This is a genomic window from Rhodanobacter sp. K2T2, assembly GCF_013408815.1.
Lineage (GTDB): Bacteria > Pseudomonadota > Gammaproteobacteria > Xanthomonadales > Rhodanobacteraceae > Rhodanobacter.
Window position 1 is genome coordinate 136726 of sequence record NZ_JACCCA010000003.1, and the last position, 17539, is coordinate 154264.

The following is a 17539-nucleotide window of genomic DNA, read 5'->3' on the forward strand; positions in this document are numbered from 1 at the left end:
CCGGGCCGTGCTAACGTCTTAGCGAAAACGCCGAATCGACATGCTTCCCGAGGGAGATCGTCCGATGTCCGCCAGATTGTTTTTCGCCGTGCTGCTGATGCTTTCGATGGCCGCGGCGCGTGCGCAAACGCCGTCACCGAATTCTTCCAAACCCTCTGCGCCTGTCGCGCTCACCCCGCAGCAGAAATCGCTGCAGGCGATGGTCGACAAGATCGGCCCCCAGCTAATCAAGGTGGCCACGGAAGTCGCCGAGCTGGTCGATCAGAACAAGGCCGGCGATGTCTGGGACCATGCCTCCGACATCGCCAGGGCCATCGTGACCCGCGACGTTTTTGTCACCCAGGTGAGCGCCGCCCGGGCTTCAATAGGCGCGCTGAAATCGCGCAAGCTCGATACCGTCACAAGCTCTGTCTACAACGGCCAGGGCACGTCCGGTAACGGGCCTATTGTCCCCGCCGGCACCTATATCAACGTCGTCTTCGCCACGCAATTCGCCAGCAGCCCGAAGACGGTGCACGAACTGGTGTCATTTCATCTCGATCCCGATCAGCACTGGCGCGTGACGGGCTACACCCTGCACTGAGTCATCGAGAAAGATTATGCGATGCCCAGCCCGTCGATGCCGGCAATCTGGGCAGCGTCGAAACCGGCCAGCTCCGTAAAACGGCGCCCGCGCTCGGCGTAATCCTTGAACTGATCGAAGCTCGGCGCCCCGGGAGAAAGCAAGATCACGCCGCTAGCGCCGGCGCGCGCTTTCGCTTCAACGATCGCGGCGTGCAGATCGTCGACGCGCAGCACAGGGCAAGGCACGGCAGCTTCGTTCAACAGCGCCTCGATGCGTGACCCGTTAGCGCCCATGCAGACGATGGCATGGGGCGGCGACTTTGCCACCGCGACGGCAAACTCCGTCCAATCCACACCGCGATCATAGCCGCCGACCAGCACCGTCACCGGTTGGCCGTGCACGCTTTCCAGCGCCGCCAGCGTGGCCTGCGGCGTGGTGCAGATGGAATCGTTGACCCATTGGAACCCGTCGCGCTCGCCGAGTGGCTGCAGACGATGCGGCAGCGGGCGAAAGCTCGCCAGTGATGGCGCGGCGGCGAGCGCATCCATGCCGATGTCGGCCAGCGCCGCCAAGGCAGCGCAGGCGTTCAACGCGTTGTGCAGGCCGGGGGCGGCGAGTTGGTCCATGGGAAACACCTCGCCGGTACCGCGACGAATAAAGCCTTCCGCGACATGCCAGCCGGATGATTGCCCGAACAGCAGGCGATGCGGATGGTCCTGCGTGCGCTCCATCAGCACAGGCTGCAGCGCATTGACCAACAGCTGGCGTGATACCGCCGCCAGCCGCAGCTTGTCGGTGACGTATTGCTCGCGCGAGCCGTGCCAGTCCAGATGCTCTTCGTAAAGGCTGGTGATGACGCCGAGCTCCAGCGCAGCGGCTTCGCCAGTCTGGAAGCTCGACAGCTCAATCACCCACAGTTCCGCGGACTGCCCGCGCAGTTCGAGCAGCGGCAAACCGATATTGCCGGCCAAAGCCGTGCGCACGGCCAGCGATCGCGCAAGGTGCGCCATCATCGCGCTCGTGGTGCTCTTGCCCTTGGTGCCGGTGACGGCGATCACCCGCGCCGCAGGATTCTCCGCGAACCACAGCGCGGTGCCCGAAGTGAACTGCGTGCCCTGCGCTTTCGCCGCGAGAATGGCCGGCTTGTAGGCCGAGATGCCGGGCGATTTGACGACAACGTCATAGCCGGCCAAATCAGACGCGTCGGGTTCGCGACCATGCACGACCAGGGCACTGTCGAAATGGCGCGCGGCGTCGATTTCCGACTCAGTGCAATACAGCGTCAGCGGTAGCTCGGGCAGCTGCTCGCGTACGGCAGCTATCGTCGCCCTGCCCTCGCGACCGAAACCCCAGACCGCGACGCGCCGATCGGCCAGCTCGGCAATGCGCATCAGCCGATGGTCGCCAGCGCAGGCCGCAGGCGCGCTGGCACGCGATGCTCCGCATCCGGCTGCAGCCACGGCTCCAGCGCCAGCTGCGCCGGATCGAGCTGCGGCAGGATTTCGCTGCGGAAGCGCGCGACCAGCGCATCCTCCTGCCACTCCGGTCGCTGGCTCAGGGCGAACATGGCGGCACGCGCTTCGGCACCCTCACCGACGCATTCGAACGGCTTATGGTCCTGGTACTCCATCAGCGCATCGAAACCGGCGGACTGCGTTTCGTCATCGAGCAGATTGCGCCCGAAGATGCCGAGCAGACGCGGCTTCGACAGGAATGGCGCCAGCGCCAAGAACACGAAATGGCATTTCGGACAATGCCCGCACCAGCGGTCGGCCGGCTTCGGGCCGAGCAATTTGAAGTTGCGGTTGCAGCTGGAAAACGTGTCGAAGTACGGCGTGAGCCTGGCGAAGGCGCGGGTGATCGCCAGCTCAGAATACGGGCGCAGCAGCGAGCAGTAATCCAGATCGGCCGCCACGTGCGTATGCAGCCAGTCGCCCAGCAGCTGCTCGAACGCGTAGCCCTTGCTCCATTGGTGGTTCACCTGCAGGCCGTCGTATTCCAGCGTGGCGACCGAGGCCGAACGCTCGTTGGCGAAGGCAACCGAATCGTAACCGTAGAGAACTGCCGCCACCGCGAGGATCGCCGAGTTCACCGCCGTCACCGGAATATGCCCGTTCCACGCGCCGAGCCGGTTCAGCTCGAACAGCCCTGGCGCCAGCTCGCGCTGGATATTGAGCATCGGCAAACCGGTGCGCTCGGCGCAGGCGGCGATCAAGGGCGAATTGCCGACCCACACGGCCGTGGCCTCGCCGCCAATGGCCTTGATCGCTTCGACCGCCACCAGCGAATCCTTGCCGCCGCCGATGGGCACGAGGGTGCGCTTCGGCAGACCCAACGATATCGCGGCAGATGGCGCGGAACCACCTCGCGGAAAGGCTATCCGCCCGCGCAAATCCAGCCCGTTGCGATAGGCGAACTCAGCCAGCCCATGCAGATACAGCGCATCGAGCACATCGGCCGTCGCGTCATCCAAGGGTCCAGCCGCCACTTCAATCGTTGGCGGCACCCCAGCTTTGTAATAGCTGACGCCGGCGATCAGATGCAGCAGCTGCAGCGCACGTGCAAAGGCTTCGGCGCGCTCAGGCGGCAGCGCCGGCGCATCGGGAAAATAGATTTTCTCGATCAACTCGGCGCCGTCGTCGAACGCATAAACCAGCTCGACCACGCCGTGGTCGTAGGCGTGACGAACAAAGCGAAACACCTGGGTCAGGCGCGGTTGGATCACGTTTATCACCTGCAGTTATTTCCCGGCTGCCATGAACATCAGTCCAGAATGATTTCTTCTGCCGGACCGCGCAGATTGTACGGTGAAGACATCACCTGGCCGTAGGCGCCGGTGGTGGCGATCAGCACGACATCGCCCTCGTGGCTCTCCGGCAGGCGGCGATCGCTGCCCAGCACGTCGCCGGATTCGCAGATCGGGCCGACCACCTGATACATCGCTGTAGCCGGTTCGTTGAAGCGCGTGAGGTTGACGATCTCGTGCCAGGCGTCGTACAGCGCCGGCCGGATCAGGTTGTGCATGCCGGCATCCACGCCGAGATAGCGCCAGCTGCCCTTGCCCTTGAGCTGGGTAACCTTGGCCAGCAGCACGCCAGCCTCGGCGACAAGGAAGCGGCCGGGTTCCATCCACAGCTGATAGCGCGGATACAGACGCTTGACCTCGGCCAGCGCCTCGCCCACGGCGTCCAGATCCAGCGGCTGCTCGCCGGGATGCGAGGGCACGCCAAGGCCGCCGCCGATATTGAGAAACTCCACGCTGGGAATGCGCTCGGCCAAGCTGGCTAGCTGCGCGTAAACCTCGGCCCAATGACCCGGCTCGAGCACGCCCGAACCCAGATGCGCGTGCAGCCCGACGATGCGCGCGTGGCGCGCGTTGGCCAGATGCACGAAGGCGTCCAGCTGATCCAGCGGCAGGCCGAACTTGCTGGTGCTGCCGCCGGTGCGCACCTTGTCGTGGTGACCGGAGCCACGGCCCAAGTCGATGCGCAGGCTGATGTCGTGGCCGTCGAAGGTCTCGACCCAGTGCTCCATCGGATGCAGCGAGTCGAGCGTCACCATCACACCGGCCTCGAGCGCGTCGCGATAGTCGCTGCGCGGGGCGAAGTTGGGGGTGAACAATCGCGGCGTCGCGGCCGGCACGGTGTCGGCGACGCGCGCCAGTTCGCCGGGCGATACGCACTCCAACCCCAGCCCTTCGTCGGCCAGCGCGCGCAGGATCGCCGGATGCGAGTTGGCCTTGATCGCATAGAACAAGCGATCCACCGGCAGCTTGGCCTTCAGCGCGCGGGCGCGCTCGCGGATGGTGCCCAGGTGGTACACATAGCGCGGACTGCGCTGCTCGGCGAGCTGCATCAGCTTCTTGCGTTCGTTGAGCCACCAGGCTTCATCGTGCGGGGCCGTTTCGGCACCGTAGATGCCTTCCCAGGTCGGCCCGAACAGATCGGCATCGTCGGTGCGCATGGCGCCGGCCCGCACCAGTTGCTCGTGCAGCTGCGGCAGCATGCCGTCGACGACGTTCTCGTCCACCACAAAGGTCAGGTTGAGGTTGTTCGACGACTGCGAAATCATATGTACGCGGTGCTGGCCGAATTCGGCCATCACCGGGTTGAGCCGGTGCAGCATCGAGCGCATGCCGCGCCCGACCATGGTCACTGCGGCGCAGGGCGCGATCACCTTGACCCGGCAGACTTTCGCCAGATCGGTGGCCAGTGCGGCCAGGACGTCGGAGTCGAGCAGGTTTTCGGTGGGGTCCAGCGATACGGTGACGTTGGTTTCGGCCGAGCCGATCAGATCCACCGACAGGCCGTGCTGCTTGAACTGGTTGAACACGTCGGCCAGAAAGCCGACCTGCTGCCACATGCCGACGGACTCCATCGATACCAGCGTGATGCCCTTGCGCGTGCTGATCGCCTTGATGCTCGGCGCTTCCTCGCGCAGCTCCGGGCCGATGCGCGTACCGGCCAGCTCCGGCCGGTTGGTGTCCTTGATCAGCAGCGGCACGCGCGGCAGCCGCAGCGGCGACAGGCAGCGCGGATGCAGCACCTTGGCACCGGTGGTAGCGATTTCCTGCGCTTCCTCGTAGTCGAGCCGGCGCAGCAGGCGCGCGCCGGGCACCTGGCGTGGATTCGCGGTAAACATGCCGGCCACGTCGGTCCATATTTCGACCCGCAGCGCCTTCAGCAGCGCACCGAAATACGAGGCCGAGGTATCCGAGCCGCCGCGACCGAGCAGCACCGTGCGGCCGCCCTTGTTCGACGCATCGTCCGGATCGACGCCTTCGCGCGCGATGAAACCCTGGGTGATGAACACATCACCGCGCGCCGCCAAATGCGCCGACAGCACCGGATCGGGCTGCGAATCGACGATGGCCGACAGCAGCCGCGTGCGCTCGTTCTGGTTCGGCAGCGTGACCGCCTCCAGGCACTCGCGCGCATCCAACCATTCGGTGGTCAGGCCATTGGCGCTGAGAAAGGCGGCACCCAGCGCGCTGGACATCAGTTCGCCGTGCGCCTGCACCTGCGCCTGCCAGGCCAGATCGCCGGCGCCGTGCGCCGCCAGCCCTGCCAGGTCGTGCAGCCGCGCCGCCAACGTCTCGGGCAGAGCGAGCTGCATATGCCCCAGCAGCTCATGATGCCGCTGCGCGATCGCCTGCGCGGACAGCAGGCGAAGGTCCGCGGCGGTCTGCGCGCACATCTGTTTCAGCGCATCGGTGATACCGGTGAATGCGGATACCACTACCAGCACGCGCGCACCCTCGGCGCGGCGGCTGGCGACCAGCTCGAGAATGTTCTGCCAGCGCGGCAGCGTCGCCACGCTGGTACCGCCGAACTTCATCACGATCCACGGGGCGCCCGCAGGCAGAGGTGCTGAATTGGTCTGGGTCACGGGCGTCGATTGTCGGCGATGGGAAAGGTCATCTCACCAGTGTTGCGCTGCACAGGAAAAATGGCAATGACTTCGAGACATTGCGCGTTTAGACGTTTAGACATCCATAGATACCTGACGCGAAAAGGCAGACAGATAGTTACGCCACGACCACCGGAATGCGGCCGATCTTCGCCTGCCATTCTTTGGGCCCGGTCTGATGCACCGAGGTGCCGAGCGAATCGACCGCCACCGTCACCGGCATGTCCTGCACGGTGAACTCGTAGATCGCTTCCATACCCAGATCGGCGAAGCCGACCACGCGCGATGCCTTGATCGCCTTGGCCACCAGATACGCGGCACCGCCCACGGCCATCAGATACACCGAGCGATGCTTTTTGATCGCCTCGATCGCTGCCGGACCGCGCTCTGCCTTGCCGACCATGCCGAGCAGACCGGTTTGCGCCAACACCTGCTCGGTGAATTTGTCCATGCGCGTAGCTGTAGTCGGGCCGGCCGGGCCGACCACTTCGTCGCGCACCGGATCGACCGGGCCCACGTAGTAGATGAAGCGCCCCTTGAAGTCGACCGGCAGCGGCTCGCCCTTGTTCAACATCTCGACCATCCGCTTGTGTGCGGCATCGCGGCCGGTGAGCAGCTTGCCGTTGAGCAGCAGCACTTCGCCCGGCTTGAAGCTGGCCACGTCTTCCGGCGTCACCGTATCGAGATCGACCCGGCGTGCGTTGGTCGGGTTGTAGGTAAGCTTGGGCCAGTCTTCCAGCGACGGCGGATCGAGCGCGACCGGACCGGAGCCGTCGAGCACGAAATGCGCATGCCGGGTGGCTGCGCAGTTGGGGATCAGCGCCACTGGCAGATTGGCCGCATGGGTCGGGTAATCCTTGACCTTGATGTCGAGCACGGTGGTCAGGCCACCGAGACCCTGCGCGCCGATACCCAGCGCGTTGACCTTGTCGTACAGCTCAATGCGCAGTTCTTCGGCGCGATTGCTCGGGCCGCGGGCGATCAGCTCCTGGATGTCGATCGGATCCATCAGCGATTCCTTCGCCATCAGCATCGCCTTCTCGGCGGTGCCGCCGATGCCGATGCCGAGCATGCCCGGCGGGCACCAGCCGGCACCCATGGTCGGCACGGTCTTGAGCACCCAGTCGACGATCGAGTCGGAGGGATTGAGCATGGCGAATTTCGACTTCGCCTCGGAGCCGCCGCCCTTGGCCGCGACGATGACATCGAGCTTGTCGCCCGGCACGATACTGACGTTGATCACCGCCGGCGTGTTGTCCTTCGTGTTGGTGCGCTTGCCGGCCGGGTCGGCCAGAATGCTGGCGCGCAGCGTGTTGTCCGGATCGTTATAGGCGCGGCGCACGCCTTCGTTGATCATGTCGTCCAGCGACATCGTCGCGTCCCACTGCACGTTCATGCCGACCTTGACGAATACCGTGACGATGCCGGTGTCCTGGCACAGCGGCCGATGCCCTTCCGCGGCCATGCGCGAGTTGATCAGTATCTGCGCCATCGCATCCTTGGCGGCCGGGCTCTCCTCGCGCTCATAAGCGGCGGCGAGTCCCTTGATGTAGTCGACCGGGTGGTAATAGCTGATGTACTGCAACGCATCGGCAACGGACTGGATCAGATCGGCTTGCTTGATGATGGTCATGAGGCGGCTTTTGAGGATGGGCCAGTGCGGGCTGACGTGAAGGGAAAAGGTGCCGTGCCCGGCGTCTGTCGGCCGCGCACCACCCGCCTATTGTGCCGCAAGCGGACCGCACGCATCTGACTGGACGGTAGCACCAGCGAGGTGCTTGCCAGCTCAGGCACCCGAGTGCGATGGTTCCGGGACTTTCCCAGTGCAAGCCATCGCCATGACCCGTTGCCTCCAGTATGTCCAGCTCGACGTCTTCGCCAGCCGGCTGTTCGACGGCAATCCCCTGGCCGTGGTGATCGATGCCGACGACCTGGATACGGACGCCATGCAGCGCATCGCGCGCTGGACCAACCTTTCCGAAACCGCGTTCCTACTAAAGCCGATCCAGCCGCAGGCGGACTACCGCGTGCGCATTTTCACCACCCGGCAGGAGCTGCCGTTCGCCGGCCACCCCAGCGTCGGCAGCGCCTATGTCGCGATCGAGGCCGGCAAGGTGACCGCGGGCAAGCGCTCGCTCGTGCAGGAATGTGCCGCGGGGTTGCTGCCGGTGCAGGTCGATGGCGAAGGCGATTCGCGCGTCATCCACGTACAGGCACCACCGGCGACGATCGAACGCTGCGATGACGCCTTCGCTGGCGAAATAGCCGAGGCCCTGCATACACCGCTGAATACGGCACGCATGCGCAAGGTCGACAACGGCCCTGTCTGGTTCGTCTGCGATCTCGACGAAGCGAGCGTCGTGAGGGCGCTCCATCCGGACTTCCTCGCCATCGCGTCGATCTGCGAAGCCGCGTCTGCGATTGGCGTCTGCGTATTCGGACGCGAGCGCGACGGCACCGCTTCCATCGCCGTGCGCGCCTTTTGTCCGGCCGACGGCATGCCCGAGGACCCTGTCACCGGCAGCGCCAACGCAGCGATCGCCGCCTACCTGCGGGAAACAGACGAACTCAAAACCTATGGTCCTCGCTATCTTGCAAGCCAGGGCCGCGAAGTGGGCCGCAACGGCATCGTCGAAGTCAGCGTCGATGCCGCCACATCGGCCATCACCATCGGCGGTGCGTGCGCCATCGGCGTGCGCGGCGTGCTGCGGCTGCATTAACTCGCCCGGCAGCAGTCCTCCCGGGAAAAACAACGGCCGCTTTCGCGGCCGTTGTTTTTGACGAGCCGCCCGCTCAGAAGCGGTATTCGGCAAAGCCCGAGAAAACGCCGATGCTTTCGTTGCCCTTCGCCTCGCCGCTGTCGATGCGTGCGTGATACCCGTCGTAAGCCAGACCCAGGCTGAAATGCTGGTTGAAGTCATAGCCCGCCGCCGCACCGAGATAACCGCCGTTGCCGTGGAAACGCTCCGATCCGAAGTTCCCGACATCGACATCCACCGATGAGTGGAAAAGGCCTCCGCGCGCGGAGACAAACATGTGGCTCTGGAATTTGTACTTGAGGTTCAGACCAAGCAGCGGCCCACTTGCCTTGGCGCTAACTTTTTCGCTCAGGCCAGGCAAATTCGACGTCAACTGGGTAGAGGCCGTACCGAGATCAACGTAACCGGCTTCCACGCCAAAATCGACGACGTCGCTCTGCCAACTGTAGCCGGCGCGAATCGCGCCGCTGGTGTCGGTGTTGTTGCTGAAGGTGCTGTCGTGATAAGTCGATTGACCGAGATTGCCGTTGATGAAAAATGCTCCCGGTTCGTCAGCCAATGCGCTGCCCGAGGCAGCCGCCAGCGCGCCGACAACGGCGATCGATAAAATCTGCTGCTTCATATTTTCCCCTATGTTGGTACTTCCCTCCCGCTGCCTCATGCATGCGGGCGGCGCATTTTCACCAAATTGGGTGAAATAGGGAATCTGTACCTGCGACACCGGCGCAGCGGACATCGTCATTGATGCGACGAACCGGCATGGCCGGTTAAAAAAGTTTGCGCACTCTAAAAGGTTAAAGCCGCTCATATCACGGGTGTCGACGTACTTCGGCAGCGCTCGATCGTCAGTACGTCGCGCGGACTTAAAGAAGCATCTAGGAAATAGTCGTATCGAAAGAACTTTCGATCCACTGTACGCTCAATTCGCCATCCCATTGCGCTAGTTTATGAACAGGCATTGTACGGACGATAGGGGGACGTGCTCCGCCGCTCAGGGTATTTCTCGACGCCGCTTTTAGACCGACCAAGAACATGCTGTCTTGCATTAACGGGCAGTAGTCGGCGTTGCGGCTTGGTATCAACGTTTTTCATTTCAGAAGGAAAATCCGATGATCCGCCATTTCAATCGCACGGCCCTCGCAACGTCCCTCGCCGTCACCCTGGCAGGCTTCAGCGGCGCCTCTATGGCAGCCAACTCGCACATGGAAGCCGATGTCGGAATGGCCTCCGGCAATCAGACCAGCACGGTCACCGTCGTGCTCAAACTGCACAATCAGGCTGCCCTGGAGCAGTACATCCAGGACACCGTAACGCCCGGCAGCAGGCATTTTCAGCAGTTTCTGAGCACCAGTGAGTTCGCCAGCCAGTACGGTGCGAGTGCGGCTGAAATAGCCCGGGTACAGGCTTATCTGAAGCAGAAAGGGCTGAGCAGCCAAGTGCTGGACAACCATATGACGATTCGCGCGACGGGCACTCTGGCCCAACTCGGCGCAGCCTTCAATGCACCTATCCACAACTACGTATCGCTCTCAAACGGCCAGCATTTTCATCGCCCTTCGACCACCGTCTTAATGCCTTCGGCGATCGCCGACCTGGTGGTCGCCACATCCGGCCTGAGCAATGAAAAGAAGTATCTGTCGCATCGGATAAAGGCATTGAACTTGCCAGGCACGCCAACGACAGCGGCACAGAAGACCAAGCTGGCAACCGCCGCCATCGCCAATTCGGCTACCGCCACTGCTGCCGCAGGCAATCCGACGGCTACCGGCGAACCTGGCAGCTACACGGTCGGCGACGTGGCCAATTTCTACAACATCAATCCCTTGTATAAGCGCGGCGTAACCGGCAAAGGCAGCACCCTGGCCATCGTTACCCTATCCAACTTCTACCCCGCCGATGCACAGACCTATTGGACCGACATCGGCCTGGCCACCAAACCGAATCGCATCACCCAGGTCCATGTGGATGGCGGTAGCGCGATCGACAGCGGCAGCGGCGAGACTGCGCTTGATGTGGAGCAGTCCGGCGGCATTGCCCCGGATGCCAGCATCATCGTGTATGACGCACCCAATGCAGGCAATGGCTTTGTCGATGCCTTCGCACAAGCCGTTTCCGACAACAAGGCCGACAGTATTTCCACCAGCTGGGGCGGTCCGGAGATTTTCAACTTTGCGGCGTTGAATGTAGACGGCGCGAGCATTACGGATACCAGCGATGCCGGCGATCTGCAGGCTTTCCATCAAATTTTCCTCGAGGCTGCAGCGCAAGGACAGTCGGTCTTCGCTGCCAGCGGCGACTCTGGCGCCTACGATACGGTGCGTGGGCTCGGCGTCGGCACGGCGCCCGGCACTTATACCGCTCCGCTAACGGTGGACTCTCCGGCTTCCGATCCGTATATCACCGCGGCGGGCGGCACCACGCGACCTTACACGTACAGCTTCAACGGCGGCCCGAATGCTTCGCTTACTCAGGAAAGCGTCTGGGGCTGGGATTACATCCAGAATTATTTCGACACCAACTTCGGTCCGGGTTTGGTCGATGTGTTCTCGGTCGGCGGCGGCGGCGGCGTCAGCGTGTACTGGCACACGCCGTTCTATCAACTATTCACCAACGGCATCCGCACCAGCGAGAGCGGACAGTCGCTTTCTTACAACGATCCGACTGCAGGTCCCACGACACTGCTGAAGTTGCCGGCGCACTTCCGCGGCCGCAATGTGCCGGATATCGCACTCAATGCGGATCCGGAAACGGGGTATTTGGTGGTATCCACTTACGACGGGGGGCTGATTGCTGAAGGCGGCACAAGCTTTGTTGCGCCCCAGCTCAACGGCATCAGTGCTTTGCTGACGCAGAGCAACCATCATCGTATCGGCCTGTGGAATCCGCAGGTGTATGCCATGCAGAACATTTTCGGCTACGGCAAGTACTCGCCCTTCAACGACATCCGCCAGGGCGACAACTGGTTTTACCAGGGAAAACATGGCTATGAGCCGGGCGCAGGCATCGGCACCCTGGACGTCACCAACCTCGATCTGTATCTGAAAAGCGGGCTCTTCAGCTTTCGTCTCTGATTAGTCGAAGAGGAGAGGTGCTGACGGCGGATATATCGCCGCGATCAGCACCTCTCGCCGACATTCTCCGATGCGGATACGACAGAGGTAAGAAGCCTGCTCAATAATCTCCGCGTAACTCGCGTTGCCTTGGCGGCCACGACGAGGCAACGCGAAGGGCAGCGGCTGTTTGCCCGCCTTCCTGCGTCACCACTCGGTCATGGACCGACGTCCATTCCCTCGTTTTTCCTCGGCTCGCGCAAACAGCTCCTGGCGCACCACGCAGAGATATTGGACCGGCTCTAACTGAGGGCTTGCCGGTGTTCTGGGGAAACGCCATGCTCTGGCGTCGTTTCCGCCCTGGCCCGATAAATGAGTTCCTCGCCGACACCCTCCGGTTATCTCCGAAGTTTGCGCCCATGGGATGCTGCCCTGATCGTAGTGGGCGGCATTATCGGCGGCGGTATTTTTCTCACGCCGGGTATCGTCGCCCAGCGCACGAACTCCGGGCTGACGCTCTTGCTGCTATGGGTCGGAGCCGGCCTGCTCACGCTGATCGGCGCGCTGTGCTATGCCGAGCTCGGTGCGCGGCGGCCGCATGCCGGCGGCAGCTATGTGTATTTAAGAGAAGCGTTCGGGCCGCTGGCGGGCTTTCTGTTCGGCTGGACCATGCTGCTGGTCATCTATTCCGGCTCCACCGCTTTCGTGGCCAAGATTTTTGCCGGATACGCCAGCACGCTTTTCGGCCTTTCCTCGGCGTGGGCGATGCCGCTGACCGTCGGCGCGCTGGTGTTTGTGGCGGGAATGAACCTGTTCGGGCTCAGGCTGGGCGCGCGGATTCAAAACCTTTTCGCGCTGCTGAAACTGCTGGCAGTGGCCGTGCTGGTGGTGTGCGGACTGTTTCTTGCCGGCGCCGGGCATGCGCAGATACTGGCCGTCGATCCCGCACATCACGGCACCGGCTTCATGAGCGCGGCCCTGCCGGTATTGTTCGCGTATTCGGGCTTCACCTACCTCAATAACCTCGCGGGCGAAGTACGCGATCCGCAGCGCACGCTACCGCGCGCCCTGACGCTCGGCATGCTGCTGGTGATCGCGGCCTACGTATTGGTCAACGTGGCCTACCTGGCCGCACTGGGACATGCCGGGCTCGCGGCCAGCCAGGCGCCCGCTGCTGACGTGATGCAGATGGTTTTCGGATCGTTCGGTGCCAGACTTATTGCGTTGGGCGTGGCCATTTCCGCGCTTGGTTTCTGCAACATCACGCTGGTGGCTGGTGCCCGCGTGCTGCAGGTGATGGGCGAGGACGGCCTGTTTTTTCGGTCGGTGGCGCGGCTTCACCCGCGCTATAAAACGCCGAATATCGCGCTGCTGATCCTGATCGGCTGGTCGATCCTGCTTGCGGTCACCGGCAGCTATAGCCAACTGCTCGATTACGCCACGTTCGGCGACTGGCTCGCCTGCGCCGTGGGCGTGGCGACGCTTTTCTGGTATCGCCGTCACGACGACGCAACCATCCGCTTTCGCGTGCCGGGTTATCCGCTGCTGCCGCTGGTGTTTGTCGCGGTCATCGCCTGCGTGGTGTTTGCCACCATGCGCGACAACCCCGTCAACGCCGGTATCGGGCTGATAATCATTGCCGCCGGCGTGCCGGTGTATTTCATTTGGCGTCACCTTTTTCGGCCTTAAGCCGTAACGCCTCCCACAAGTGGCGTCACCTGTTCGGCCTTAAGCCGTAATGATTGCCACAAGCGGCAAAAATTTTTCGGCTAGAAGCAGGGATGTTTGCCATACGCGGCAGCGCCTGTTCAGCGGAGCACGCTGTCGAGATGCGACAATGCACTCACAGCTTTCGAGGAGATTTTGAATGGCGCTTGCGCAAGCCCAGGCTCTGCCGGCCACCGAGACCATCGTGCCCGACAAGATCCGTGACGGCATCGACCTGCAGATCAACGGCGAGCACTACCGACACACCGGCGATCCGCAAATGCCGCTGCTTTGGTATCTGCGCGACGTGCTCCGGCTGACCGGCACCAAATACGGCGGCGAACACGGAGAGAGCGGCGCGGACCTGATCCTGCTCAAGGGCAAGGCGACCTCGGCCATTTCGGTGACCGTGGCCAAGGCAGCGAACACTGAGATCGTCACCATCGAGGGACTCGCCGCCAACGACGGCACCCTGCATCCCGTGCAACAAGCTTTCATCGACGAGGACGCGATCGGCTGTGGCTACTGCACCCCTGGCTGGATCATCGCCTCGGTCGATCTGCTCAAGCGCAAGAAGCAGCCCAGCGACGACGATATCGACACCCTGCCCAATGTCTGTCGCTGCGGCTGCCAGACGCGCGTGCGCCGGGCGATCAAGCGCGTGGCCGCCGGCAAGGCGGGCCAGCCATGAGCGATGCGAACCGCGGCATCCGGCTCTCGCGCCGGCGCTTTCTGCAGGTGCTGGCCGGCACAGCCGGCGCGCTGGTCATCGGTATCCGCGCGGCCGAGGCCGCCGATACCGACGCACCACTGCCACCGTCGCTGCTCGGCGACACCTTCTATGGTATCGGTGCGTATGTGCGCATCGATACCGACGGCAACGTGCTGATCGGCGTGCGCGATCCGGACACCGGCACCGGCGTGGCCACTTCGCTGCCGCGCATCATCGCCGATGAGCTCGACGCCGACTGGAACCGCGTCAGCGTGGTATCGCTGGGCCTGGGCGTGACCGACAACAACGGCCAGCCCAGCTGGATTTACGGCCGTCAGCTCGGCGGTACCGGCGGCTCCATTTCGGCCGCGTGGGCCGACCTGCGTCAGGCCGGTGCCGTGGCGCGCTGGCTCCTATTGCAGGCGGCCGCGCGTCGTCTTGGCGTGCCGGCCGACCGACTGCGCTGCGAATCGGGCACGGTGATCGCACTGGACGGCCGCCGCTTCACCTACGGCAGCCTGGTCGAGGACGCCAGCAAGATCGACATGCCCACCAGCGTGCCGCCGCTGAAAACCGCCGAGCGCTATCAGCTGATTGGCAACCCCGCGGGCGACGTCGATGCGCGCGAAATCGTCACCGGCCAGACGCGCTTTGCGATCGATCAGCAGTACGGCGACACGCTCACCGCCGTCGTGGTGCACTGCCCGTGGCCGGACGGCACGCTGGACGGCATCGACTTCACCGACACGCTGGCCGTCAAAGGCGTGCGCAAGGTGCTGCAGCTCAGCCCCGAAGTCGGCCAGCAGGCCGGTACCACGCTCAGCGCCACCGCCGTGGTAGTGCTCGCCGAAGACACCTGGTCCGCGCTCAAGGGCCGCCAGAAGCTCAAGCTGAAATGGAAGGCGGGCGCGAGCAACAGCGAAAGCAGCGACGCGCTGGAGCAGCAGGCTAACGCCCTGCTCGCGGGCAAGACTGACCCGACCACTCGCGTGCGCAACGATGGCGACTATGACGCGGCCAGCAAAAAGGCCGCGCGCCGACTCGAAGCCACCTATTTCCAGCCGTGGCTGGCACACGCCACCGCCGAGCCGATGAACTGCCTGGTTCGCGTAGAAAAAAACAAGGCGACCCTGGTCGTACCGACGCAGGCGCCGCAGAAAGCCTGGGCCGTCGTACACCGGATTACCGGCCTTTCGCCGGATCAGATCGAAATCGGCGTGCCGCGGGTCGGCGGCGGCTACGGTCGGCGGCTCGATCACGATTACCTGGCCGAGGCGGTGATGCTGGCCAGCAACAAGGACATCGACACCTCGGTACGCCTGATCTGGACGCACGATCAGGACCTCGCGCACGACTACTACCGCTCCGGCAGCGTGCACCAGCTCAGCGTGATCATCGATCGCAAGCGCCAGATCACCGGCTGGTATCAGCGCATGGTCAGCGCCTCGGCCCTGGTCAACCGCGGCGTGCCGGACAGCCGCCTGTGGACCTCCGAAGTCGATGTCGACCAGCTGCCCGCCGCGCTGGTACCCAACTACCGCAGCGACTGGTACGCGCAGACCTCGGCCATACCGCGAGGCCCGGCACGCAGCATGCCGCACCTCAGCAACGCCTTCGCGGTGGAGAGCTTCATCGACGAAATCGCGCACAGCATGAAAGAGGATCCGCTCGACACGCACCTGCGCCTGCTTGGCGACGCGCGCGAACTGCCACTGAGCGGTGGCGGCACGTTCGATACCGGCCGGTTGATCAACGTGCTGAAGCTGGTGGCCGACCGCATCGAATGGAAAAACTGGCTGCACAGCGTCAACGGCCTGGGGATCGCCTGCTGGCACTTCAACGGTGCTTACGTGGCGCATGCGGTCGAGGTGGCTACCAAGGATCAAAAGCTCATCGTCCAGCGCGTAGTCTGCGCCGTGGACGTTGGGCGTATCATCAATCCGATGGGCCTGGAAGGCCAGGTCGCCGGCGCCACGTTGGACGCACTGTCTACCGCACTGAATCTGTCGATCACCTTCAAGGATGGCCAGATCCAGCAGCACAGCGCTAAGGATTACCCCCTGGCTAGCATGGCGCAGCTGCCCGATGCGGTGGAAGTGATCACCGTACCCGGCGATCGCGACCCGGCCGGCGCCAGCTTTCTGGCCATGCCGACGGCCGCGCCGGCGCTCGCCAATGCAGTGTTCCGCGCCACCGCCGTGCGTATCAGGCGGCTTCCACTGACCCGGGAGCTGTCGCGGTTATCGTGAATTTTATATTCCTTTGGACCTGAATAAATGGCCGTTTTTACGGCCATTTATTTTCTGTAAGTACGAACATTTCTTCACACTTTTTCCGGCCTGACATCCAGCGTGCGCAACGGTCGCTCCATGAAAATGCGCTCGGACGTCTCTCCAACCACGCTGAAGCCGTGTCTCGCATATAGCGCCCGAGCACGCTCATTGACACGCAGCACCCGCAAACGCACCGGCAGGCCCATTTCGGCCGCCTCCTGCACAACCTGCTCAAGTACCGCCGCTCCAATGCCCAGGCTACGGAAGGCCTGCAGCAGATACAGCTTAACCAGCCAGACGTGATCAGGCAGGTTCTCGGTGGCGACTAAACCGGCAATCACGTTCCCGACCTCGATAAGCCTGTGTGTTTCAGATGTGTAGTTATCCCGGTGCTTCTGATATTGCTCGCGCTCATTCCAGCGGCCCCAGGTATGCTTCACATAACCGCGCATGGCATCTTTGGTGATCTCGTAGGCAAGCTCGAGATCATCGAAAGTTGCGTTTCTCAATCGGTAAGCCTGCACCGTCAAAACCTTGAGCCTGAGTTGAAACGCGAAACCGATTCGACCTCGAAAAATTTCAGGACGCCACTCCTGACCCGGCGGATGCTGGCTAGTGAGCGCTGACCTTCGAGAGCACATTGAGTACCGATACGCCGCTCACGATAAGTCCCATGCCAACGAAGGCCCATAGATCGAGCTTTTGTCCGTGAAAAATCCACGCAATGGCCGCTACAAGGACAATGCCGAGTCCAGCCCATACAGCGTAGGCAATACCGACCGGGATAACCGCAAGCGCGCGAGAGAGGAAATAGAAAGCGATGCTGTAACCCACAAGCACCACCACCGATGGAACAGGTCTGGTGAAGCCGTCAGCGGATTTAAGAGCAGACGTGGCGACAACCTCGCCGATAATTGCAACAGCAAGAAACAGCCAGTTTTTCATCGTTTCAGCCCTCCAGCATGGAGAGGAAGTTTGAGAGTTCCTGCCGACAAACGACAGTCTTGCAGCGCAACCAATTGTCTGAGCATCGGGAAGTGAGCGTCGCGCACGTCGGCTACTCG

The 17539-nt window shown here is 63.1% G+C and carries 13 protein-coding genes; 6 read left to right on the forward strand and 7 right to left on the reverse strand.

The window, feature by feature from the left end; genetic code table 11:
* Positions 1-64: 64 nt before the first annotated feature.
* Positions 65-583: a DUF4019 domain-containing protein gene (locus HDE78_RS06270; protein WP_179477682.1), complete on the forward strand. Its 519-nt coding sequence runs from the start codon at positions 65-67 to the stop codon at positions 581-583.
* A gap of 14 nt (positions 584-597) precedes the next feature.
* Here HDE78_RS06270 and murD read toward each other — a convergent pair whose 3' ends face one another.
* From murD to HDE78_RS06290, 4 genes are all read right to left on the reverse strand, one after another.
* Positions 598-1956, reverse strand: coding sequence for a UDP-N-acetylmuramoyl-L-alanine--D-glutamate ligase (murD, locus tag HDE78_RS06275; protein WP_179477683.1), 1359 nt, complete (start codon positions 1954-1956; stop codon positions 598-600).
* Positions 1956-3299: a UDP-N-acetyl-alpha-D-muramoyl-L-alanyl-L-glutamate epimerase gene (gene murL / locus HDE78_RS06280; protein WP_179477684.1), complete on the reverse strand. Its 1344-nt coding sequence runs from the start codon at positions 3297-3299 to the stop codon at positions 1956-1958. The genes murD and murL overlap by 1 nt, the downstream gene beginning before the upstream one ends.
* A 29-nt stretch (positions 3300-3328) precedes the next feature.
* A complete protein-coding gene (locus HDE78_RS06285) occupies positions 3329-5953 on the reverse strand; it encodes a bifunctional aspartate kinase/diaminopimelate decarboxylase (protein ID WP_345776036.1) in 2625 nt (874 codons plus the stop codon).
* Between the two features lie 139 nt (positions 5954-6092).
* Complete coding sequence (locus HDE78_RS06290) at positions 6093-7607, reverse strand: fumarate hydratase (protein ID WP_179477685.1); 1515 nt, start codon at positions 7605-7607, stop codon at positions 6093-6095.
* Positions 7608-7812: 205 nt separating this feature from the next.
* Here HDE78_RS06290 and HDE78_RS06295 point away from each other — a divergent pair, with 205 nt between their 5' ends.
* Positions 7813-8694: a PhzF family phenazine biosynthesis protein gene (locus HDE78_RS06295; protein ID WP_179477686.1), complete on the forward strand. Its 882-nt coding sequence runs from the start codon at positions 7813-7815 to the stop codon at positions 8692-8694.
* A gap of 73 nt (positions 8695-8767) precedes the next feature.
* Here HDE78_RS06295 and HDE78_RS06300 read toward each other — a convergent pair whose 3' ends face one another.
* On the reverse strand, positions 8768-9541 hold the full coding sequence (locus tag HDE78_RS06300; protein WP_255457673.1) for an outer membrane beta-barrel protein: 774 nt from the start codon (positions 9539-9541) through the stop codon (positions 8768-8770).
* 301 nt (positions 9542-9842) lie between these two features.
* On the opposite strand from HDE78_RS06300, the gene HDE78_RS06305 reads away from it, so the two are divergent.
* The 4 genes from HDE78_RS06305 (at position 9843) to HDE78_RS06320 (ending at position 16451) form a co-directional block, all read left to right on the forward strand.
* Entirely contained in the window at positions 9843-11804 is a 1962-nt protein-coding gene (locus HDE78_RS06305) for a S53 family peptidase (protein ID WP_179477687.1), read from the forward strand.
* A gap of 351 nt (positions 11805-12155) precedes the next feature.
* Positions 12156-13472 carry an amino acid permease gene (locus HDE78_RS06310; protein ID WP_179477688.1) on the forward strand — a complete coding sequence of 439 codons (1317 nt, stop codon included), beginning with the start codon at positions 12156-12158 and terminating at the stop codon, positions 13470-13472.
* 178 nt (positions 13473-13650) lie between these two features.
* Entirely contained in the window at positions 13651-14181 is a 531-nt protein-coding gene (locus HDE78_RS06315; protein WP_179477689.1) for a (2Fe-2S)-binding protein, read from the forward strand.
* Positions 14178-16451, forward strand: coding sequence for a molybdopterin cofactor-binding domain-containing protein (locus HDE78_RS06320; protein WP_179477690.1), 2274 nt, complete (start codon positions 14178-14180; stop codon positions 16449-16451). Before HDE78_RS06315 ends, HDE78_RS06320 begins: the two co-directional genes overlap by 4 nt.
* A gap of 74 nt (positions 16452-16525) precedes the next feature.
* On the opposite strand, the gene HDE78_RS06325 is transcribed toward HDE78_RS06320, so the two are convergent.
* Both HDE78_RS06325 and HDE78_RS06330 read right to left on the reverse strand, forming a co-directional pair.
* Complete coding sequence (locus HDE78_RS06325) at positions 16526-16999, reverse strand: GNAT family N-acetyltransferase (RefSeq protein WP_345776041.1); 474 nt, start codon at positions 16997-16999, stop codon at positions 16526-16528.
* A gap of 88 nt (positions 17000-17087) precedes the next feature.
* Positions 17088-17420 carry an SMR family transporter gene (locus HDE78_RS06330; protein ID WP_179477692.1) on the reverse strand — a complete coding sequence of 111 codons (333 nt, stop codon included), beginning with the start codon at positions 17418-17420 and terminating at the stop codon, positions 17088-17090.
* Between the last annotated feature and the right edge of the window lie 119 nt (positions 17421-17539).